General features: G+C 72.7%; 19 protein-coding genes. 11 read left to right on the top strand and 8 right to left on the bottom strand.

Translation table 11 applies throughout. The features are described 5' to 3' along the window. Position 1: 1 nt before the first annotated feature. On the bottom strand, positions 2-769 hold the full coding sequence (locus tag A3IG_RS0104590; RefSeq protein ID WP_018382366.1) for a nucleotidyltransferase family protein: 768 nt from the start codon (positions 767-769) through the stop codon (positions 2-4). Between the two features lie 57 nt (positions 770-826). Beyond that, positions 827-1,942 carry a GDP-L-fucose synthase family protein gene (locus tag A3IG_RS0104585; RefSeq protein WP_018382365.1) on the bottom strand — a complete coding sequence of 372 codons (1,116 nt, stop codon included), beginning with the start codon at positions 1,940-1,942 and terminating at the stop codon, positions 827-829. A 132-nt stretch (positions 1,943-2,074) separates the two neighbouring features. Between A3IG_RS0104585 and gmd the strand changes: the two genes are divergently transcribed. From gmd to A3IG_RS0104565, 4 genes are all read left to right on the top strand, one after another. Then, complete coding sequence (gene gmd, locus A3IG_RS0104580; protein ID WP_018382364.1) at positions 2,075-3,115, top strand: GDP-mannose 4,6-dehydratase; 1,041 nt, start codon at positions 2,075-2,077, stop codon at positions 3,113-3,115. Next, complete coding sequence (locus A3IG_RS0104575; protein ID WP_018382363.1) at positions 3,112-3,717, top strand: LbetaH domain-containing protein; 606 nt, start codon at positions 3,112-3,114, stop codon at positions 3,715-3,717. Before gmd ends, A3IG_RS0104575 begins: the two co-directional genes overlap by 4 nt. Beyond that, a complete protein-coding gene (locus tag A3IG_RS0104570) occupies positions 3,714-4,841 on the top strand; it encodes a glycosyltransferase (protein WP_018382362.1) in 1,128 nt (375 codons plus the stop codon). The genes A3IG_RS0104575 and A3IG_RS0104570 overlap by 4 nt, the downstream gene beginning before the upstream one ends. A gap of 266 nt (positions 4,842-5,107) precedes the next feature. Then, complete coding sequence (locus tag A3IG_RS0104565; protein WP_104530659.1) at positions 5,108-6,574, top strand: short-chain fatty acid transporter; 1,467 nt, start codon at positions 5,108-5,110, stop codon at positions 6,572-6,574. Between the two features lie 49 nt (positions 6,575-6,623). On the opposite strand, the gene ddaH is transcribed toward A3IG_RS0104565, so the two are convergent. Continuing rightward, positions 6,624-7,448, bottom strand: a complete 825-nt coding sequence (ddaH, locus tag A3IG_RS0104560; RefSeq protein ID WP_407701007.1) for a dimethylargininase — start codon at positions 7,446-7,448, stop codon at positions 6,624-6,626. Between the two features lie 315 nt (positions 7,449-7,763). Between ddaH and A3IG_RS0104555 the strand changes: the two genes are divergently transcribed. The 3 genes from A3IG_RS0104555 to A3IG_RS0104545 all read left to right on the top strand — a co-directional run bounded on the left by A3IG_RS0104555 (position 7,764) and on the right by A3IG_RS0104545 (position 13,636). Then, positions 7,764-11,627 carry a GH92 family glycosyl hydrolase gene (locus A3IG_RS0104555; RefSeq protein ID WP_040910802.1) on the top strand — a complete coding sequence of 1,288 codons (3,864 nt, stop codon included), beginning with the start codon at positions 7,764-7,766 and terminating at the stop codon, positions 11,625-11,627. A gap of 249 nt (positions 11,628-11,876) precedes the next feature. After that, entirely contained in the window at positions 11,877-12,725 is an 849-nt protein-coding gene (locus A3IG_RS0104550) for an SAM-dependent methyltransferase (protein WP_018382358.1), read from the top strand. Between the two features lie 212 nt (positions 12,726-12,937). Then, positions 12,938-13,636 (top strand): bifunctional DNA primase/polymerase, encoded by a 699-nt coding sequence (locus A3IG_RS0104545; protein ID WP_018382357.1) that lies wholly within the window; start codon positions 12,938-12,940, stop codon positions 13,634-13,636. Between the two features lie 31 nt (positions 13,637-13,667). On the opposite strand, the gene A3IG_RS0104540 is transcribed toward A3IG_RS0104545, so the two are convergent. After that, the gene (locus A3IG_RS0104540) at positions 13,668-14,660 is read right to left on the bottom strand and encodes a hypothetical protein (RefSeq protein WP_078500039.1); all 993 of its coding nucleotides are present in this window, start codon (positions 14,658-14,660) and stop codon (positions 13,668-13,670) included. Positions 14,661-14,776: 116 nt separating this feature from the next. Then, the gene (gene map, locus A3IG_RS0104535) at positions 14,777-15,625 is read right to left on the bottom strand and encodes a type I methionyl aminopeptidase (protein WP_040910801.1); all 849 of its coding nucleotides are present in this window, start codon (positions 15,623-15,625) and stop codon (positions 14,777-14,779) included. A gap of 69 nt (positions 15,626-15,694) precedes the next feature. Between map and A3IG_RS0104530 the strand changes: the two genes are divergently transcribed. Next, on the top strand, positions 15,695-15,946 hold the full coding sequence (locus A3IG_RS0104530; protein WP_018382354.1) for a hypothetical protein: 252 nt from the start codon (positions 15,695-15,697) through the stop codon (positions 15,944-15,946). A gap of 7 nt (positions 15,947-15,953) precedes the next feature. Here the strand turns inward: A3IG_RS0104530 and A3IG_RS0104525 are convergent, their stop codons facing one another. Then, entirely contained in the window at positions 15,954-17,291 is a 1,338-nt protein-coding gene (locus A3IG_RS0104525) for an MFS transporter (RefSeq protein WP_407701008.1), read from the bottom strand. A gap of 261 nt (positions 17,292-17,552) precedes the next feature. Beyond that, a complete protein-coding gene (locus tag A3IG_RS0104520; RefSeq protein WP_018382352.1) occupies positions 17,553-18,494 on the bottom strand; it encodes a dihydrodipicolinate synthase family protein in 942 nt (313 codons plus the stop codon). 196 nt (positions 18,495-18,690) lie between these two features. On the opposite strand from A3IG_RS0104520, the gene A3IG_RS0104515 reads away from it, so the two are divergent. The 3 genes from A3IG_RS0104515 to A3IG_RS0104505 all read left to right on the top strand — a co-directional run bounded on the left by A3IG_RS0104515 (position 18,691) and on the right by A3IG_RS0104505 (position 20,500). Further along, a complete protein-coding gene (locus A3IG_RS0104515; protein WP_018382351.1) occupies positions 18,691-19,398 on the top strand; it encodes a FadR/GntR family transcriptional regulator in 708 nt (235 codons plus the stop codon). 73 nt (positions 19,399-19,471) lie between these two features. Further along, positions 19,472-20,167 carry an NADPH-dependent F420 reductase gene (gene npdG / locus A3IG_RS0104510; RefSeq protein ID WP_018382350.1) on the top strand — a complete coding sequence of 232 codons (696 nt, stop codon included), beginning with the start codon at positions 19,472-19,474 and terminating at the stop codon, positions 20,165-20,167. Between the two features lie 144 nt (positions 20,168-20,311). Next, positions 20,312-20,500, top strand: coding sequence for a hypothetical protein (locus A3IG_RS0104505; RefSeq protein WP_018382349.1), 189 nt, complete (start codon positions 20,312-20,314; stop codon positions 20,498-20,500). A 105-nt stretch (positions 20,501-20,605) separates the two neighbouring features. Here A3IG_RS0104505 and panB read toward each other — a convergent pair whose 3' ends face one another. Next, positions 20,606-21,472 carry a 3-methyl-2-oxobutanoate hydroxymethyltransferase gene (gene panB / locus A3IG_RS0104500; RefSeq protein ID WP_018382348.1) on the bottom strand — a complete coding sequence of 289 codons (867 nt, stop codon included), beginning with the start codon at positions 21,470-21,472 and terminating at the stop codon, positions 20,606-20,608. Between the last annotated feature and the right edge of the window lie 120 nt (positions 21,473-21,592).

Here is a 21,592-nt window from a genome sequence, read left to right as displayed (position 1 = left end):
GTCAGCAGTCCCCGACCGCTCCCGCGAACAGCGCCGCGGCCTCGTCGAGCGCGGCGGTCAGCGCCTCCGGCTCCGGCGAGAGCCCGGCCAGGACGTCGTCCACGCCCCGCAACCCGGCACGCTCCAGCAGGGTCTTCTCGTTGGTGACCCACTGGCCCCTGGCGGCCATCACGGCGTGGGCCGTCTGGCAGGCCGCGGTGGCGATCGCCCCGGCGCAGTCGCCGAGGTGCCCCCGCTCGGCGTGGGCGGCCCGGGCGTAGGCCAGGGTGAGCCGGGCGTCGCCCCACCACCGTTCACGGGCGCTGCGGCGGAGCGCGTCGGGGTACTCGGGGCGGGGGAGCGCTCCGTGGAGGACCCGGTTGACGGCCAACTCCGCGACCACCAGGTACGTCGGGATGCCCGCCAGGTGGAACAGCAGCCGCTCGACCGAGAAGCGCCCCTGCCGCGCCTCGGCGACGTGGTGCTCGACGTCGTCCAGGTCCCGGTAGTGCAGATCGACGCGCCGGTCACCGACGTGCAGCCACGCCCCGCCGTTGAACACCCCGCCGCCCCAGTCGCCGATGCCGGAGACCTCTCCCGGCCAGCCCAGGGCCCGTACGCTCTCCACCGAGAACGCCCCGCGGTAGTAGACGGCGAAGTCCCAGTCGCTGTCGGGCCGGTGCGTCCCGGTCGCCCGGGAGCCCCCCAGCGCCACGGCCTCCACCCGGGGCAGCGCGGCGAGTCGCGACGTGACGTGGGCGAGGAACGATGTGTCGTCGTGCGGCGTCATGGGCGCCAGCGTAGGCGCGGGGGCCACCCGGGGCGGGCGCGGGTCCGTCAGCGGCCCTCAGCCCGTGCCAGTGGTCAGCCACCAGCGGTAGGTGTCCACGATCCCCTGGCGCAGCGGGATCTCCGGGGCCCAGCCGAGGGCGGTCATCCGGGAGACGTCGAGCAGCTTGCGGGGCGTCCCGTCCGGCCTGCTCGGGTCGAAGGTGATCCGCCCCCGGTAACCGACCGCCTCCGCCACGAGCTCGGCGAGCTCCCGGATGGTGAGGTCCTGCCCGCAGCCGACGTTCACCACCTCGTCGCCGTCGTAACGCCGCAACAGCGTCTCGCAGGCCACCGCCAGGTCGTCCACGTGCAGGAACTCCCGTCGCGGGGTGCCGCTGCCCCAGACCTCGACGACCTGCCGCCGCTCCTGGACCGCCTCGTGGAAACGCCGCACCAGCGCGGGCAGCACGTGCGCGGTGTGCGGGTCGAAGGTGTCGCCCGGGCCGTAGAGGTTGGTGGGCATGGCGGCCACGAAGGACGCCCCGAACTGCCGCCGGTAGGCCCTGAGCTGCACGATCCCGGCGATCTTCGCGATGGCGTACGCCTCGTTGGTGGGTTCGAGCGCACCGGTGAGCAGCGCCTCCTCGCGGATGGGCTGGGGCGCGAGCCGGGGGTAGATGCAACTGCTGCCCAGGAACAGCAGCCGGCGCACTCCGGCGCCGTGCGCCGCGGAGATGACGCTGAGCTGGATGCGCAGGTTGTCCTCGAGGAACTCCACCGGGCGGGTGCTGTTGGCCAGGATGCCACCGACCCTCGCCGCGGCGAGGACCACCGCGTCGGGCCGGGTCCCGCGCAGGTACGCCTCGGTGGCCGGTCCGTCCCGCAGGTCCAGCTCGGCCCGGGTGCGGGTGAGGACGTGGTAGCCGCGGTCGGTGAGCCGGCGGGCGACCGCCGACCCCACCAGGCCCCGGTGACCGGCGACGAACACCCGGGCGGGCGGCGGCAGCAGGTCCGTGTCCCCACCGACGCCCGTGTCCCCACCGACGCCCGTGTCCCCGGCGTCGGGGACGGCGCCCGGTGGGACGGCGCCGTGCCGACCGGTGGCGTCGGCGGGCGGGCCGTCGGGCCGGGAGCCCGGGCCGCCGGGCCGGTCGTCGCTCTCGGGGGGAGCCGGGTCGCCATCCGGGTGCATGGCGCGGATTCTGCCAGGGGAACGCTCCTCACGCGGCAGAAAACAGACATCGACCGACTGGAACGATCGCCGCCCGATAGCGTCCGGACGGGGGAGTTGGCCGGACCAGTTGGGGAACCGGGGGGAACAGCCGTGGAGACCACCCAGACCGCGCCCAGCGCGGGGAAGACCGCCGTCATCACCGGCATCACCGGCCAGGACGGCTCGTACCTCGCCGAGCTGCTGCTGGGCAAGGGCTATACCGTGCATGGCCTGATCAGGCGCTCGTCCAGCTTCAACACCGAACGCATCGACCACATCTACCAGGACCCGCAGACCCCCGGCCGCCGGCTGGTCCTGCACCACGCCGACCTCTCCGACGGGGTGGCCCTGGCCAACCTCCTGCGCGAGGTGCGGCCCGACGAGGTCTACAACCTGGGGGCGCAGTCGCACGTCCGGGTCTCGTTCGACGCGCCCCTCTACACCGGGGACATCACCGGGCTCGGCACCCTGCGGCTGCTCGAGGCCATCCGCGCCAGCGGCGTCGAGACCCGGCTGTACCAGGCGTCGTCCTCCGAGATGTTCGGCTCGAGCCCGCCGCCCCAGCACGAGGGCACGCCCTTCCGGCCGCGCAGCCCCTACGGCTGCGCCAAGGCGTACGCCTACTGGTCGACGGTGAACCACCGGGAGGCGTACGGGATGTTCGCCGTCAACGGCATCCTGTTCAACCACGAGAGCCCCCGGCGCGGAGAGACGTTCGTCACCCGCAAGATCAGCCGGGCCGTGGCCCGGATCCGGGCCGGCCTCCAGGACGAGCTCTTCCTCGGCAACCTCGACGCGGTGCGGGACTGGGGCTACGCCCCCGAGTACGTCGAGGCGATGTGGCGGATGCTCCAGCGGGACGAGCCCGACGACTACGTGGTGGCCACCGGCACCTCCGCCACCGTGCGGGACTTCCTGGAGGCCGCGTTCGGCTGCGCCGGGCTCGACTGGCGCCGGCACGTGCGCTTCGACGCCAAGTACCAGCGGCCCTCCGAGGTGGACGCGCTGATCGGGGACGCCTCCAAGGCCGAGGACCTGCTCGGGTGGGCCCCCCGGGTGCGCTACCGGGCGCTGGCCGAGATCATGGTGGAGGCGGACACCAGGCAGTTGGCCGACGAGCTGTCCGGGGCGCGGGTCAGGGTGGACCGGTGACCGCCCCCCGAGGCGCGGCGCGTTCCCTGCGCGGCTTCACCGGGGCCGGCTACCACCGGGGGCGGCCCCTGGCCGTGCAGGTGCTGTGGTTCGCCGCGCTCAACCTGCTCTTCGTGCGGTGGTGGTTCCCGGCGCGGCTGCGGCCCCCGCTGCTGCGCGCGTTCGGGGCGGAGGTGGGGCGGCGGGTGCTGATCCGGCACCGGGTGCGGGTGCACTGGCCGTGGAAGCTGCGGGTGGGCGACGACGTGTGGATCGGCGAGGGCGCCTGGCTGGTCAACCTCGAACCCATCACCATCGGGCACGACGTCTGCGTTTCCCAGGGGGCCCTGCTGTGCACCGGGAGCCACCAGCGGCGCTCACCGACCTTCGAGTTCGACAACGCCCCGGTCACCCTGGAACCCGGCTCCTGGGTCGCGGCCCGCGCCGTGGTGCTGCGCGGGGTCACCGTCGGCGCCGGGGCGGTCGTCGGCGCCGGCGCCGTGGCCCGCGCGGACGTGCCCCCCGGGGCGGTGCTCACCACCCCGACGGCGCTCACCACCCCGGACGGTTCCGGGGCCGTCGCGGCGCGGCGGACCGGTCCGCGGGACGGGGGCCGCCGGTGAGGATCGTCCACGTGGTGACGCTGGTCAGCGACGACGGCGCCTACGGCGGCCCGGTCAGCGTCGCCACCGGCCAGCTCACCGAACTGGCCGCGCGGGGACACCAGGTGCGTCTGGTGGCGCTGTGGCGGGGCCGTGGCCCCGCGCCCGACCGGGTCGCCGGGGTGCCGGCGCGGACCCGCCCGGCCAGGACCCTCGTCCCCGGCCAGGGCTTCCTCGGTCTGCTGCACCCCCGGCTGCCGTTGGACCTGTGGCGGCTCGCCGGGCGGGCTGACGTGCTCCACGTGCACGCCGGCCGGGACCTGGTGAGCCTGACCGCCCTGGCCGTGGCCGCGCTGCGCCGCCGTCACCTGGTCGTGCAGACCCACGGCATGGTCCAGCCCCGCCGGGCACCGCTGGCCCGGGTCTTCGACGCGGTGTACCGGCCCCTGCTGCGCCGCGCCTCGACCCTGTTGGCGCTCACCGACCGGGAGCGCGCCGACCTCGCCGAGGTCCTCGGCCCCCGCTGCCCCGCGGTGTGCGACGTGCCCAACGGGGTGCGCCCCGCACCGGAGCCGGCCAGCCCGCCCGAACCCGGCCCGCCCACCGTGCTGTTCCTGGCCCGCCTCCACCCCCGCAAACGCCCCGACGCCTTCGTGGAGGCCGCCGCGCTGCTCCACGCGGACCTGCCCGACCTGCGGTTCCTCCTGCACGGCCCGGACGAGGGCTGCCTGGGCCGGACGCGGGAGCTGGCCCGCCGGCTGGGGCTGGAGGGGGTGGTCGCCTTCGGCGGCGCCCTGGACCACGCCGGCGCCCTGCGGGCCCTGGCCGCCGCCGCGGTGTACGTGCTGCCCAGCGTGGACGAGCCGTTCCCGATGAGCGTGCTCGAGGCCCTGGCCACGGGCACCCCGGTGGTCTGCACCGACCGCTGCGGCATCGCCGCGGACCTGGCCGGCCGGGGCGCCGCCGTGGTCACCGACGGCACCCCGCGCGCCCTCGCCGACGCCGTCCGTGCCCTGGTGAGCGACCCCCGGCACCGCGCCGAGGTGGTCGCGGCCGGCCACCGCGCCGTCCGTGAGGTGTTCTCGGTGACCGCGGTGGCTGACCGGCTTGAGGAGCTGTACGGGGGCGCCGGCACCCGCGGTTGACCGGCCGCGCGACGCCCCCGGGCAGGGGCCGCGACCGGGCGGAAGGAGGCCCCGCGCCGGCCCGTGCGGACGCCCGGGTTCCCGGAACGGCCGTCGCCCACATGCCGGCCCGTCGATCCGGGGGCGTCCGAACCATGGAGATCCTTCCCGGCTGCCTCTACTCTCTCGGCCACCGTGCTCCCGGCCGCGTGCGACCTGTCACCCCGGGTGAACGGCCGCCCTGCGGTGCCCCGTTGCGGCGTTGTGGATGAGACGTGGAGGTCGGAGTGAGTGTCGAGCAGACCAGCAGACCCGGGACCGGGCGGGACAACCTGCTGGCCCGGGTCGCCCTGAGGTTCACCGCGTTCACCGAACGGTGGCTGCCCGACTCGTTCGGCTTCGTGCTGGTCGGCACGTTCGTGGTGCTGTTACTCGGGCTGGCCACGGGCGTGTCGCTCATCGGCAGCCCCGACGACCCGAAGGCGACGACCGGGTACGGGCTGGTCGATGCCTGGGGCGAGGGGTTCTGGTCGCTGATCCCCTTCACCCTCCAGATGACGATGATCATCATCGGTGGCTACGCCGTCGCGGTCTCGCGGCCCGTGGCCCGGCTGATCTCGCGGCTCGCCAGGGTGCCGAGCCACCCTCGGACCGCCATCGCCTTCACCGCCGCGATATCCATGGTCACGGCCTACCTGAACTGGGCGTTCAGCCTCGTGTTCACCGCCATCCTGGCCAAGGAGACCTCCCGGCTGGTGCGCGGCGTGGACTACCGGGCCATCGGGGCCATGGCGTTCCTCGGCCTGGGCACCGTGTGGGCGCAGGGGCTGTCGGGGTCGGCCGCGCTCCAGGTCGCGAGCGCCGAGGCCAGCCCGGAGGCGGTGCAGGAGGTGATCGCGGCCGGTCGGGGAACGGGTCTGATCCCGCTCACCGACACGATCTTCCTGTGGCAGGGCCTGGTGGCCACGGCCGTGGTGTTCGTGGTGGCCGTGACGCTCGCCTGGTTCCTCGCCCCTTCTCCCGAGCGCGCGAAGACCGCCGAGGACCTCGGCATAGCCCTCAAGCCGTTGCAGGTGGACAAGGACGAGACGCCGACCCGGCGGCGACCGGGTGACTGGCTCGAGCACAGCCCGGTGTTCGCGGTCGCGATCTTCCTGCTGGGCACCGGCTACCTGGTGCGCTACTTCGCGACGGCGGACGGCAACGTGCTCAACGCCCTGGACCTCAACACGATCAACCTGATCCTCATCCTGCTCGCGCTGATCCTGCACTGGAGGCCGGCCCGGCTCGTGGCAGCGGTGCGCGAGGGGACCGTGGCGGCCTCGGGGGTGCTGATCCAGTTCCCGCTGTACGGCGGGATCTTCGGCATGATCGCCTTCACCGGCCTGTCGTCCACCATCGCCGGCTGGCTCACCGACGTGTCCAACGAGTTCTTCTTCCCGCCCCTGATCGCCGTCTACTCCTGCGTCCTGGGGGTGTTCGTGCCCAGCGGCGGGAGCAAGTGGGTGATCGAGGCCCCCTACGTCATCGACGCGGCGAACCAACTCGGGGTGCACCAGGGCTGGATGGTGGTCGTCTACGACCTGGGGGAGGCGAGCGCGAACCTCCTACAGCCCTTCTGGATGCTGCCCACGCTGGCGATCCTCGGGCTGAAGGCCCGGGACATCATGGGCTACACGTTCGCGGTGTTCCTGGTGTGCTTCCCCACCGTCCTGGTGACCGTGACGCTGCTCGCGCAGACCCTGAGTCCCTGACGGCCGGGGCCGTGCTGGCCGGTCGGGTGCCGGCCAGCCGGAACATCGGTCAGCGCAGTTCGGCGGTGCAGCACTTCACGCTGCCGCCCGCCTTCAACAGCTCTGACAGGTCGAGGCCGATGGGCTCGAAGCCCAGCTCGCGCAGCCGGTCGGCGAGCGCGGTCGCGGCCTGGGGGAGCAGGACGTGACGTCCGTCGCTCACCGCGTTGAGGGCGAACAGCTCGGCGTCGGCCTCGGTGGCGATCAGGGCGTCGGGGAACAGGCTGCGCAGCACCGCCTGGCTCCCGGGGGAGAAGGCGGCCGGGTAGTACATCACCAGGTCGCCGTCGAGGACCGCCAGGGCGGTGTCGAGGTGGTAGTAGCGGGGGTTGACCAGTTCCAGGCTGATCGTGGGGCGCCCGAAGAACTCCTGGGCCTCGGCGGACGCCAGCGGGCTGTTGCGGAACCCCTGCCCGGACAGCAGCCAGGACCGGGTGACCACGAAGTCGCCCTCACCCTCGTTGACGTGCTCGGGCTCGTGGACCTGGGTGTAGCCGTGGTCGCGGTACCAGTCCAGGTGTGCCGGCGCCTCCCGCTGCCGCTGGGCGTTGGCGAAGCGCGCGCCGAGCACCCGGCCGTCGATGACCGTGGCGCCGTTGGCCGCGAAGACCATGTCCGGCAGGCCGGGCACCGGGTCGAGCAGGTGCACGGTGTGGCCGAGGGAGAGGTAGCGGTCCCGCAGGTCCTCCCACTGGGCGAGGGCGAGGTCGGGATCGACCGGCTTGCGGGGGTCCATCCAGGGGTTGATGGAGTAGGTGACCGTGAAGTGGGTCGGCCGGCACATCAGGTACCGCCGGGGTGTGGCGGTTCTGACGGGTGCATGCTGTGTGTGCAACGAAGGGCTCCTGTACGTCCTACGTGATGGTGGTCCGGGTGGGACACCGGTGCCCGCATGGTGGCGCCACGACCTCTAGAACGCATAGAGGGAAACCACGAAATCACCGCACGTCACGGGGCATGCGCCGGGGGTGCGGTCCGTGGCTGGCGCCGGCTGCGGTACCGCCCGTCAGTCTCACACGGCCCGCGGAACCGCTCGCGCCTCACCCCTTGACATCCCCATGTCAGTGCGGCCACGTTGTTCTCGCACGTTGACAACGTTGTCCAAGTCAGTTGCCTACCGGGTTCCCTGACCCCGATTGGAGAGGTGGGTATGGAGCGCAGAGTACGACGCAGACCCAGACGCGGACGTTCGGCCGCGCTGGTGTCGGCCGTCGCGATGGTGGTGACGGCGCAGGGCGTCGCGGTGGCCGCGCCCGCCGCCGCGGACACCCCGCAGCAGGAGTTCGCCTCCTCGTTCGAGACCAGTGATCCCCAGCCCACCTGGCGGAACACCGTGGAGACCGGCCCCGACGGCGCCACCAGGGCCTCGGGGATGGACGGCGCGGTGAGCGAGGGCATACCGGGCAACGTCACCGACCGGGTCACCGAGGTCCGGGCCAACGGGGAGTACCCGGCGTCCAACGAGGTCAAGGAGAACCTCGTTGACGGCGACCCCGGCAGCAAGTGGCTGGTGTTCGAGCCCACCGCCTGGCTGGAGTTCGACCTCGAGGAGCCGATCGCGGTCGTGCGGTACGCCCTCACCTCCGCCAACGACGCGGCCGAGCGCGACCCCAAGGACTGGAAGCTCCAGGGCTCCAACGACGGCACGACGTGGAACACCCTGGACACCCGCACCGGGGAGGTCTTCGAGCAGCGGTTCCAGACCCGGGAGTTCTCCTTCGAGAACACCACCGCCTACCGCCACTACCGCCTGGAGATCACCCGCAACGCGGGGGCCGGCCTCACCCAGCTCGCCGAGGTGCAGTTCTCCAACGGGGACACCACCCCGCCGCCGCCCTCCCCGATGCGCAGCCAGGTGGGCCGCGGCCCCGGCGGGTCCCCCACCGCCAAGAGCAACAAGGGCTTCACCGGCCAGCACGCCCTGCAGTACTCGGGCACCCACAAGCCCGAGGGGCGCGCCTACTCCTACAACAAGGTCTTCGACGTCGACGTGGCGGTGACGCCGAGGACCCGCCTGTCGTACCGGATCTTCCCCGCCATGGGCGAGACCGACCTGAAGTACCCGGCCACCTACACCTCGATCGACCTGGCGTTCACCGATGGCACGTACCTCAGCGACCTCAACGCCGTTGACCAGCACGGCGCCCGGCTCAGCCCGACCGGGCAGGGCGAGTCCAAGACGCTGTACGTCAACCAGTGGAACCACAAGGAGTCGTTGATCGGCGCGGTCGCCGCGGGCAAGACCATCGACCGGGTCCTGGTCGCCTACGACGCGCCCAAGGGACCGGCGAAGGTCCGCGGCTGGGTGGACGACGTCTCGATCGCCCCGGCCCCGGTGGAGAAGCCGGCCGAGCACCTGTCCGACTACGTCTCCACCGTGCGCGGCACCAACTCCAGCGGGAGCTTCTCCCGGGGGAACAACTTCCCGGCCACCGCGGTCCCGCACGGCTTCAACTTCTGGAGCCCGATGACCAACGCGGGTTCCACCTCCTGGCTGTACGAGTACGCCAAGTCCAACAACGACGACAACCTCCCCACCATCCAGGCGTTCACCGCGAGCCACGAGCCCAGCCCGTGGATGGGTGACCGGCAGACCTTCCAGGTGATGCCGTCCGCCGCGTCCGGCACCCCGGACGCCTCCCGGAGCGCCCGCGCCCTGCCGTTCCGGCACGAGAACGAGTCCGCGGGCCCGCACCGTTACGCGGTGACTTTCGAGAACGACCTGAAGGCGGCCGTCGCGCCCACCGACCACGCGGCGCTGATGCGGTTCACCTTCCCCGGCGACGACGCCTCGGTCATCTTCGACAACGTCAACGACAAGGGCGGACTGACCCTCGACCCGGACACCGGCACCTTCACCGGCTACTCCGACGTCAGGAGTGGCCTGTCCACCGGGGCGACCCGGCTGTACGTGTACGGCGAGTTCGACGCCCCGGTGACCGACAGCGGGATGCTCCCCGGCGGCGGGGGCAAGAACGTCACCGGCTACTACCGGTTCGACGCGGGCTCCGACCGCACCGTCAACCTGCGCATCGCCACCTCGCTGCTCGGCACCGAGCAGGCCAGGGCCAACCTGGAGCAGGAGATCTCCGCCTCGGACACCCTGGACTCGGTGGCCGCGCGGGCCCAGCGGGCCTGGGACGACACCCTCGACGTGATCGAGGTGGAGGGCGCCAGCCGGGACCAGCTCGTGACCCTCTACTCCAACCTGTACCGGCTGTTCCTGTACCCCAACTCGGGATTCGAGAACACCGGGACCAAGGACGCCCCGCGGTACCAGTACGCCAGCGCGTTCTCCCCGGCGACCGGCGAGACCACGCCCACCAGGACCGGGGCGAAGATCGTTGACGGCAAGGTCTACGTCAACAACGGGTTCTGGGACACCTACCGCACCACCTGGCCGGCGTACAGCCTGCTCAGCCCCAAGAAGGCCGGGGAGATGGTGGACGGCTTCGTCCAGCAGTACAAGGACGGCGGTTGGATCTCCCGCTGGTCCTCCCCGGGCTACGCCGACCTGATGACCGGCACCAGCTCCGACATCGCGTTCGCCGACGCCTACCTCAAGGGCGTGGACTTCGACGCCGAGGCCGCCTACCAGGCCGCGGTGAAGAACGCGACCGTCGCCCCGCCCAACTCCGGGGTGGGCCGCAAGGGCATGGACACCTCGGTCTTCCTCGGCTACACCAGCACCGACACCCACGAGGGCATGTCCTGGGCGCTCGAGGGCTACCTCAACGACTTCGGCATCGCCCAGATGGCGGAGAAGCTGTACCAGAAGACCCACAAGCACCAGTACAAGGAGGACGCCACCTACTTCCGCAACCGCGCCCAGAACTACGTCAACATGTTCGACGACTCCGTGGGCTTCTTCCAGGGCCGGGACAAGGCGGGCAACTGGCGCAAGTCCCCGGACGCGTACGACCCGCGGGTGTGGGGCTACGACTACACCGAGACCAACGGCTGGAACATGGCGTTCACCGTGCCCCAGGACACCGCGGGCATGGCCGCCCTGTACGGCGGACGGAAGAAGCTGGCCGAGAAGCTGGACGACTTCTTCGCCACCCCGGAGACCGCGTCCCCGGAGTTCAAGGGGTCCTACGGCGGCGTCATCCACGAGATGACCGAGGCCCGGGACGTGCGGATGGGCATGTACGGCCACAGCAACCAGCCCTCGCACCACATCCCCTACATGTACGACGCGGCCGGCCAGCCCTGGAAGACCCAGAAGCTGGTGCGCGAGGCGGTGTCCCGGCTCTACCTGGGCAGCGAGATCGGCCAGGGCTACGCGGGCGACGAGGACAACGGGGAGATGTCCGCCTGGTACGTCTTCAGCTCCCTCGGCTTCTACCCGCTGGTCATGGGATCGCCCGAGTACGCCATCGGCTCCCCGCTGTTCACCAAGGCGACGGTGCACCTGGAGAACGGCCGTGACCTGGTGGTCAAGGCACCGGAGAACAGCCGGGAGAACGTGTACGTGCAGGGCGTGCGGGTCAACGGCAGCAACTGGACGTCCACCGCGCTGCCGCACAGCGCGATCGCCAACGGCGGCACCATCGAGTTCACCATGGGCCCCGAGCCCTCGAGCTGGGGCAGCAACCGGGGGCCGAGCTCGCTGACCCAGGGCACCAAGCCCCCCACTCCGCTGGCCGACGCCACCGCGGCGGACACCACGGTCACGGTGGACCAGGACGGCGACGGCGCCGCGCTGGTGGACAACGCCTCGAAGACCGGCACCACCCTGAGCACGGCGCGGGTGGACCTGGGCGAGACGGCCCGGCCCACCTACTACACGCTCACCTCGTCCGACCGCGCGTCGGCGCCCACGGGTTGGGTGCTCAAGGGGTCGGTTGACGGCACCACCTGGCAGACGCTGGACAGCCGCTCCGGGCAGACGTTCACCTGGGACCGGCAGACCCGCGCCTTCCGGATCGACGAGGCCGGCGACTACTCCGCGTTCCGGCTGGAGCTCACCGGGGGACCGGCGTCCCTCGCCGAGCTGGAACTGCTCGAGTAGCGCCACCGGGTCCCGGGCCTGTCCGCCCGGGACCCGGTGCGTTCCGGGGGGACCGTCGGCCCGCGGGCCGACGGTCCCCTTCGGACGCCTCCGCCCCGACCCGGTCCGGAATCCGGGGGTTCGTGGCCGAACCGCCGGTACGGCTCGCTCATGTGTCCAGATGTCCCGGGGGTGGTGTCCCCGGGGACATAGGATGCGTGGTCACGGTCCGAGGGGGCCGTCCCGACGAACGGGCGAGCGGAGGCTGGCGTGCCGGACCTGCCGGAGGACACACCGGACTGGATGAAGCCCTGCGGAGGCCGGCGCAAACCCTTCGATCTACGCACCGAGGTGGCGCACACCGCGCGGGTGTACGACTACGTGCTCGGTGGCAAGACCAACTACGCCGCCGACCGCGAGGTGGCCAGCAAGCTCATGGCCATCGAGCCCGGGCCGCTCACCGCGATGCGGGAGAACCGCGCGTTCATGCACCGGGTGGTCCGCGAACTCGCCGGCCGCGGGGTGCGCCAGTTCCTGGACGTCGGCACCGGCATACCCACCTCCCCCAACCTGCACGAGGTGGCGCAGTCCGTGGCCCCCGAAGCCCGGGTGGTGTACGTGGACAACGACCCCATCGTGCTGGCCCACGCCCGGGCGCTGTTGGCCTCCGCCCCCCGGGGCAGGACCGCGTACCTCGAGGCCCCCGTCCAGGAACCCGAGCAGATCCTCAACTCCCCGATGCTCAAGGGCACCCTCGACCTGGACGAGCCGGTGGCGGTGACCCTGATCGCCATCCTGCACTTCCTGCCTCCCGACCCCGAGCCCCGGGAGATCGTCCGCCGGCTGCTGGAACCGCTGCCCGCGGGCAGCTACCTGGCGGTCAGCCACATGACCGCGGACTTCGCCCCGCGGGCGGTGCGGCGCGGGGCGCAGGTGTACAACAGCGCCGCCGAGGTCTCCCTGCACCCGGCGGACCGGGCCGAGATGGAGGCCTTCTTCGACGGCCTCGACCTGCTCGACCCCGGGGTGGTCCCGCTCCACCGGTGGCACCCGGACGGCCCGGTGACCGTCGAGGACGAGGTCATCTCGATGTACGGGGCGGTCGGCCGCAAGCCGTGACGCCCCCGGCCGGACCACCCGCCGGGGAGGGAACCACCCGCGGGGCCCGTCGGCCCGCCGGGGGAAAGGGGCCGCTGACGGGGTTGACCCCGGGTGCGGCGCGGGCCACGTCCCACGGCAGGATGAACAGAACGCCATCCGTGGTTTCCCCTTCGTGCGCCGTTCCGGCTCCGTACTGTGGACCACGGGGAGCGGCTGAGGAAAGGGGCTCGATGGAGCGCAGGAGCAAGGTGTCAGAGTGGTTCCGACGCCGCCGCCGGACGGACGGGGGCGAGGACGCGGCACACCGCGACCAACTGCTGCTCGACGCCGTCGCCGCCGCGTTCCCGGTGGCGCCCGCCGCCCACCCCTTCGAGTACGGCTGCTCCTGCGACCGGATCGGCTGCCCCTCACCGGGCATGCACCCCGTCTCCTTCGCCTGGCAGACCCAGGCCACCACCGACCCGGAGCAGGTGCGGCGCTGGCTGCGGGCCCAGCCGCAGGCCAACTTCGTCACCGCCACCGGCCGTTCGCACGACGTGCTGGACGTCCCGATGGGCGCCGGGGCGATCGCCCTGCGGATGCTGGAGGAGCGAGGACTGCCCGTGGGACCGGTCGCCGCCTGCGGCCCGGACCGGTGCCTGTTCTTCACCGCCACCCGCGGCACCCCGGCCGACGAGGACGAGTGGTGGCCCTGCGAGCTGGACTGCCATCCGGAGACGCTGGAGGACCACCCGGGCCTGCGCTGGCACTGCCGGGGCAGCTATGTGCTGCTGCCGCCGTCCCGGCACCCGGCGGGGGGAAGGGTGACCTGGATCAGCGGCCCCCAGGAGCCGTTGCCCGACCCGCTGCCACTGCTCGAGGTGCTCGCCGACGCCTGCGCCGCGGTGGCCGCCGCCGACAGCCCCAGCGAGCGGCTGCTCGGCAGGTGAACGGGCCGGGCACGCCCGGGTTGGCCGTCGCTCACTCGCCGCGGGCGGAGATCACGCCGGAGATGCGGTTGACGACCGTCACCGGACCCGAGCCCTTGGGCACCACCGCGGCCTGCTCGGCCAGCGCCGTCCGGGTCACCGACCGCTTCGGCGTCCCGGACATCAGGACCTTGGTGAAGTCGTCGGTCGGGGGCAGCGGAACGCCCTGGGCGTAGGTGATCTTCCAACTGTGCCGCGTGGTGAACATGACCAGCGCACCTCCGTCCGCGGTGCGCAGGGCCAGCGGGGCGAACCGCTCCTCGGTGACCGGCTGGTCCACGAACTGGGTCACGTACCGCGCCGTCTTCCTCTCCTTCTGCCGGGCCTCGCGCAGCTCGGAGGTGGCCGGCCCGTCCTCGAAGGTGTCCGGTGTCCGGTCGGCGGCCAGGTAGTCGGTGTAGGTCTCGCTGAGCCGGCCCGGTGCCACCGCGAGGCCGGTGGCGTTGACCGGGACCGCCTGGGCGAGACCGTCCTCGTCCAGCTCGAACTCCGGCATCTCGTCCTTCTCGAACGCCGTGAGGTACGTGGCCCGCCAGGGCTGGTCCTTGCCCTCCCGGACGAAGGCGAAGAGCCAGCGGTCGTCACCCCGGTTGTTGGCGGTGTCCGCCATGAACCACTTGGGCCAGTCCCCGCCGCGCAGTTCGGGCACCAGGTAGGTGGTGTCGGAGAGCTCCAACGGCTCGAACTCCGGGTCGCCCTCTGGCTTCTTGGACCGCCGGACCTTCAGGCTGGCCTCGTCGATGGCCGCGAGCACCCCGGCCTCCACGGTCGCGTTGAGCTCCGCGTCGAGGTCCCGGTTGACCCGGTTCGACGTGGTGGCGAAGTGCCGAACGACCTTCGCCGCCTCGGCCTTGTCCACCGCGGGCACCATGGCGTCCTCGCCGTGCACCGTCACGCATCCGGAGGCCATCAGCACCACCGGGGCAACCGAAACGGCGGCGCGGCGCAACAGCCGCCCCGCGCTCGTCGAACGAGCCCTCGCCATCGTCCTCGCCATTGTTCTGGGCCGCGTGGCTGCGCGGCCGGGAGCCGGGGGGTCACCCTACTGCGCGGTGTTCGCGCGGGGCGCCCCGGGGAGCGCGCCCGCCCCCTCGACGCCGGTCAGGGAAGGGTCAGCACCTCTGCCCCGGCCTCGGTGACCACCAGGGTGTGCTCGAACTGGGCGGTGCGCCTGCGGTCCTTGGTGACCACCGTCCAGCCGTCCTCCCAGATCTCGTACTCGTGGGTGCCCAGCGTCAGCATCGGCTCGATGGTGAAGGTCATCCCCGGGCGGATCACCTTGGTGGCGCGGGGGTCGTCGTAGTGCGGGATGATCAGCCCGGAGTGGAACGAGGTGTTGATGCCGTGTCCGGTGAAGCCGCGCACCACGCCGTAGTCGAACCGCTTGGCGTAGGACTCGATGACGCGACCGATGACGTTGATCTGCCGGCCGGGCCGGACCGCCCTGATCGCTCGGTTGAGCGACTCCCGGGTCCGCTCGATGAGCAACGACGACTCCTCGTCCACGGTGCCCACCGGGTAGGTGGCGTTGGTGTCACCGTGCACGCCGTGGATGAAGGCGGTGACGTCCAGGTTCACGATGTCGCCTTCGCGCAGCACCGTGGAGTCCGGAATGCCGTGGCAGATGACCTCGTTGACGGAGGTGCAGATCGACTTGGGGAAGCGCCGGTAGCCGAGGTCGGAGGGGTATGCCTGGTGGTCGCACAGGTACTCGTGGGCGATCCGGTCCAGCTCGTCGGTGGTGACACCGGGCGCGATGTGCTTCGCGGCCTCCTCCATCGCCCCGGCCGCGATCCGCGAGGCGATCCGCATCCGCTCGATGATCTCCTGGGGCTGCACCTCTGGGCCGTCGTACGGCGTGGGGGCGTCCTTCCCCACGTACTCCGGTCGCGGGATGCTCGCCGGCACCGAACGTGTGGGGGAAAGCTTGCCGGGAACCAGAACAGACATGCATCGGAGTGTAACCGCGGTGCCGCCGGCACCGACGGGGGACCAACGACGGGAGATGGGCGGCCCACCATGAAGCTGCGCCGGACCAGGGGAAAGCCGGGGGAGTGGTTCTACTGCCTGAGGCACCACACGGTGGAGGAGGGACCGGACTGCCCCGCGAAGAACCGCTTCGGACCCTACGCCAGCAGGGACGAGGCCGAGCACGCCATGGAGACCGCGGTGGAGCGGAACCTCGAGTGGGAGAACGACCCGCGCTGGCACGACACCGACCCGGCCCGGCGGGGGGACGGTGAGCACCCGGGCGACCAGCCGGGCGGGTAGGGGGCGGTCAGGGGGCGGACCCGGCCCCCTCGGCCCCGCGCCGGGCGCGCTCCCGCACCGCGTGCTCGTTGGTCCTGTCGTCGTACGACATCAGCGCGGGCAGCGCCGCGGACAGCGCGCCCGCACAGGTGACACAGGCGAGCCCTCCGAGCCACACCGAGGGCCGCAGCCCGGTCAGGGCCGCCATGCCGCCCACCCTGACCTGCCCCAGTTGGGGGCCGCCCGCGTAGCTGAGCATCTCGATCCCGGCGAGCCGGCCGCGCAGGTCGTCGGGGATGGTCTGGTTCCAGATGGTGGTGCGGAACAGGCCGCTCACCGCGTCGGCGCCCCCGGCGAGCAGCAGACACCCCAGGACCAGCCAGATGTTCCCCGCCCAGCCCGCACCGGCGATGGCCAGGCCCCACCCGGCGGAGGCGTACAGCACCAGTCGGCCGTGCCGGTGCACCCGGGACGTCCAGCCGCTGGTCACGTTGACCAGCAGGGAACCCGCGGGGATCGCCGCGTACATCAGCCCCAGCGCCCAGTCGGCGCCCAGGTCGTCGGCGAGGAAGGGGAACACCGCCAACGGGAAGGCGAACAGCATGGCGGCGATGTCCACCACGTAGGTGCCCAGCAACTCCGGCCGGCTCCAGGCGTAGCGGGCCCCCTGGGCGATCGCCCGCACCGAGGGTTTCTCCGCCTGCTCCCCGGGCGGCGACGGCCTCAGCTTCGCGACCAGGACCAGGGAGATAGCGAAGGAGAGCAGGTCCAGGGCGTAGGCGGGGCGCAGCCCGGCGACGGCGATGAGCAGCCCGGCCAGCGCCGGGCCGGCGATGGCGCCGAGCTGCCAGCACAGGCCCTTCAGCGCCGCCGCGGCGGTGAGCTGGTCGTGCGGCACGATCCTGGGCAGCAGGGCGTTGAGTGCGGGCCGCTGCATCCCGGTCAGGGCGCTGCTCAGCGCGGCCACCACGTACAACGGCCACAGCATGGGGTCAGGCAGCAGTGTGTTGAGCAACAGCAGCGCGGCCAGCACCGCCAGTGCGGCCTCCGTCCACAGGATCAGCGTCCGCCGGTCGAGGGCGTCGGCGAGCGCGCCGCCGTAGAGCCCGAAGACGATCAGCGGAACCAGCTCCACCACGCCGATCGCCCCGACCGCGAAGGCGGAACCGGTCAGCTCCTTGATCTGGACCGGCAGGGCCACGAAGGTCAGGAAGCTCCCCAGCATGGTGACCGCCCCCGACCACCACAGCAGCCGGAAGTCGCGCGAGGAGTGCCAGGGGCGGGTGTCCGGGAGCAGCGCCCGGCGCCGCGGGGGCGCCGTGGCCGGTTCCCCCACGGCGGGCGCCCCGGGCGCGGGTGACTCCACGGCGGGCGGGTCGGCGTCCGTGCTCCGCGGCACGGGCCCTGACCCGCCGGCCGCACCGTCAGGACCGCGGGTCCGCGACGGTGCCCCCGTCGTCCCCTGGTCCCCCACCCCCACCGGGGGGCCGGCTTCTGCGGCGTGGTCGTCGAGCGGCGCGGAGGACGGCATGGACGCGGAGCCTGCGCCCTGGCGGCCCGGTGGCGCAACCGGTTTTCCGTCCGACCCGGCGGTGACCGGCCACCCCGGCGGGGGCGGGCCCGTGGGTCAGCCGGCGAGCAGCCCGCCCTCGACCAGCGCGGTCCGCACCCGCTCGACCGCGGACGCGTCCAGCGGCACCTGCGGTGCGGCGGTCGCCGGGCAGTCGATGACGCCCAGCAGGTGCAGCGCGGCCTTGAACGCCCCGAGGGCCGAGGAGCCGCGTCCCATGGCGGCGGGGTCCCCCGCGTCGGTGAGCGCGAACAGCGCGGCCAGCCGGTCCTGCTCCTGGGCCGCGGCCGACCAGACGCCCTCGCGGGCCGCCCGGAAGAGCCGCAGGTAACCGTCGGGATCGACGTTGCCGAGGCCGGGCACCACCCCGTGCGCCCCGGCGAGCAGGGCCCCGTCCACGGCCAGTTCCGAGCCGGTGAGCACGCTGAACGAGGAGTCGAGGCCGCGTCGGCGCAGGGCGACCAACAGCCGCCGCAACGAGCCCTCGTCGCCGCTGCTGTCCTTCAGGCCGGCGAGGGTTCCGTCGGCGGCGAGGTCGAGCACCGTGGCGCGGTCCAGCTTGGTGTGCACGGTCGCCGGGTTGTCGTAGGCGAACACCGGGAGGCCGGCGCCGGCACGGACCCTCCGGAAGTGTTCGGCGATCTCCACCGGGTGGGTGGGGGCGTACAGCGGCGCGGTAACCACCAGGGCGTCCGCCCCGGCGTCCACGGCGGCACGGGCCGCGTCGAGGACCCGCGCCGTGCCCGTCTCGATCACCCCGGCGAGTACCGGGACCCGTCCGGCGACGGTTCGCGCGACCGTTTCCAGCACCGTCTGCCGGCTGGCGCGGGACAGGTGGGACGCCTCTCCCGTGCTGCCGAGGGGGAACACCGCGTGAACGCCGCGGTCCAGCAGCCGTTCCACCAGGCGGCGCAGCGAGTCGGTGTCCACCTCCCCGGTTGGGGTCAGCGGGGTGCACAGCGGCGGCACCACGCCGCGCAGCGGAGTCTGGGTGGTCAAGGGGCGCTCCTGGTTCGGTGACGTGACTGGGAAGGAGGGGTGACGGTGAGCGACGCGGCGGCTCAGGGAGGACCGGACACCGGACGCGGGACAGGGGACAGGGAACGTAGGACATAGGACGTAGGACGTTGGACCTCTGACTGGGGGAGAATGTGACACCGCGAGGACCGTGTCAAGTGCGAAGGAGCTGGCGAGGTTGAACAGGGCGGCGGACGGCGCGGGGCCGTCGGGGGGCATCCAGGGCCGGATCAAACGGCTGATCATCGACGAGAACCTGGAGCCCGGTGCCCCCCTGCCCACCGAGGTCGAGCTGGTCCAACGGCTGGGGGTGAGCCGGAACTCGGTGCGCGAGGCGCTCAAGGCGCTCCAGGCGGTGGGGATCGTGGAGGTCCGGCACGGCTTCGGCACCTTCGTGGGCTCGATGTCCCTGGAGCCCTTCGTCGAGGCCCTCACCTTCCGCACCGTGCTGGGTCAGCGCCAGGGCCGGCAGAGCCTGCTCGAACTGCTCGAGCTACGGGAGGCGGTGGAGGCCGGCCTGGTGCGCCGGGTGGTCGGCCGGATCCCGGAGGACGACCTGACCCGGCTCCGGCACCTGGTGGGGGTCATGCGGCAGGACGCGGAGAGCCCGGAGGGGCACGCGCGGACCGACCGGGAGTTCCACGTCACCCTCTACCAGGCACTGGACAACCCGCTGCTCAGTGAGGTGCTCGACGCCTTCTGGGACGCGCTGCACCAGGTCAGCGGTGATCTGGCGCAGCCGCACCGGCCGTCGGAGACCTGGCGGGAACACCAGGAGATCCTGAAGGCGGTGCGGGCGGGGGACGCGTCCCGCGCGGAGGACGCCGTGCGCCGGCACTTCGACGACATCCGGGCCAGGCTGACCCGGACCGCCGCGGCCGGGTGACCCCCGGCCGCCCCCGTCCCGCGGGCCGTCCCGCTGGGGCGCCAGACCGGGTCCGACTGGCAGGATCGTCCCCATGACCGAACACACAGCGTCCCCCGCGCCCCGTCCGCACGACCTCCCCGACGTGTCCGACCTGGTGGTCGGGGTGCTCGGAGGCACCGGAGACCAAGGGCGGGGCCTGGCCCTGCGCCTGGCCGGGGTCGGCCAGCAGGTGCTGATCGGCTCCCGCAGCGCGGATCGGGCACGGACCGCCGCCGCGGAGATCGGCCCCGGGGTGACCGGGGCGGACAACGCCGAGTGCGCCCGCCGGGCCGACATCGTGATCGTCGCCGTGCCCTGGGAGGGCCACCGGGACCTGCTCACCGCGCTCCGGGAGGAGCTGGCCGGGAAGATCGTCGTGGACTGCGTCAACCCGCTGGGCTTCGACAACAAGGGCGCCTACGCGCTCAGGCCGGAGGAGGGCAGCGCGGCGGAGCAGGCCAGGGACCTGCTGCCGGACTCAAGGGTGACCGCGGCGTTCCACCACCTGTCCGCGGTGCTGCTCCAGGACCTGACGATCGCCGAGATCGACACCGATGTGCTGGTGCTCGGGGACGACCGGGAGGCCACCGACACGGTGCGGGCGCTGGCGGCGCGGATTCCCGGGATGCGGGGCATCTACGCGGGGCGGCTGCGCAACGCCCACCAGGTGGAGGCGTTGGTCGCCAACCTGATCTCGGTCAACCGCCGGTACAAGGCTCACGCGGGGCTGCGGGTGACTGACGTCTGACCCCGTCGCCACGGCACCGCCGGCCGGCGGGAGACGGGGAATCCGGTCGGGGGACAATGGAGGTGTCGCACCACCCGTGCCACCCGCCGAGGAGATCCCGCCGGGATCGGCGGACCGCCGTCTCACCTGCTGGAGCCGTCCCCCATGCCCCGTACCGGTATCGCCGTCTTCGCCCTGCTGGTGTGCCTGCTCGCCGCGGCCGCGGCCGCGGTGTCGTTCGCGCAGGGGAGTCTGGTCGGGATCGTCTGGGTCCTGCTCGCGGGGCTGTGCAGCAACATGGCCCTGTACTACTACCGCAAGGCCAAGGGGGAGCGGGCCGCCCGCCGCGGCTGACGGGCGACCCCTCGGGGGCGTACGGAACCGGCGCGCCGGTGCCCGCGGGAGGCGGGGCACCGGCCGCCGGTCGGACCGCCGGTCACCGGCGTCGGGGCGCCGCGGTCAGTGGAAGCTGTGCTCCTCGGTGGGGTAGGCCCCCCCGGCGACGTCCTGGGCGAACGCCGTGGCCGCTTCGGTCAGGGCGCCCCGCATATCGGCGTAGCGCTTGACGAAGCGCGGGGTGCGGCCGGCGGTCATCCCGGCCATGTCCGTCCACACCAACACCTGGGCGTCGCAGTCGGGACCCGCGCCGATGCCGATGGTGGGGATGCGGAGCTGCTCGGTGATCTGGGCGGCGAGCTCCGCCGGCACCAGTTCGAGGACGAGGGCGAAGGCCCCCGCCGACTCGGCCGCCTTGGCGTCGTTCAGCAGCCGCTGGGCGGCTTCCTCACCGCGTCCCTGCACCGGATAGCCGCCGAACGCGTGTACGGACTGGGGGGTCAGGCCCAGATGGGCCATCACCGGGATGCCGGCCTGGACCAGCGCCGAGGTCTGCGGCAGCGTCCGCTCCCCGCCCTCCAGCTTGATCGCGCCCGACCCGGCCTCCTTCATGAAGCGGGTCGCGGTGCGCAACGCCTGGACCGGCCCCTCCTGGTACGAGCCGAACGGCAGGTCGCTGACGACCAGCGCCCGCCGGGTGCCGCGCACCACCGCTGAGGAGAGCACCAGCAGCTCCTCCACGGTCACCGGCACCGTGGTGTCGTAGCCGAGGTGGCAGTTGCCGGCGGAGTCGCCCACCAGCAGCACCGGGATGCCGGCATCGTCGAACGCCGAGGCGGTGAGCGCGTCGTAGGCGGTGAGCATGGGCCACTTCTCGCCGCGCTGCTTGGCGGCTGCGATGTCGCGCACGGTGACACGTCGGGTACCCGTCCCCCCGTACAGCCTGGGAGTGCTGTCGGAAGGTGTCTGGGCAGCCTTGACCTGGGTCATGGCTTTGCTCCTCATCGTCGTCTCGAGGCGCCCTGACGGCGTCCCCGGATCACCTCCATGCTGACACGCGGACGCCTGAGGCGAAAGGTCGGGCGGGTCGGCCCGGTGGGGCCGAGCCCG

Origin of the sequence: Wenjunlia vitaminophila DSM 41686, assembly GCF_000380165.1 — a bacterium.
In the GTDB taxonomy this organism is placed as follows: domain Bacteria; phylum Actinomycetota; class Actinomycetes; order Streptomycetales; family Streptomycetaceae; genus Wenjunlia; species Wenjunlia vitaminophila.
This window is presented reverse-complemented; position numbering and strand designations above follow the sequence as displayed.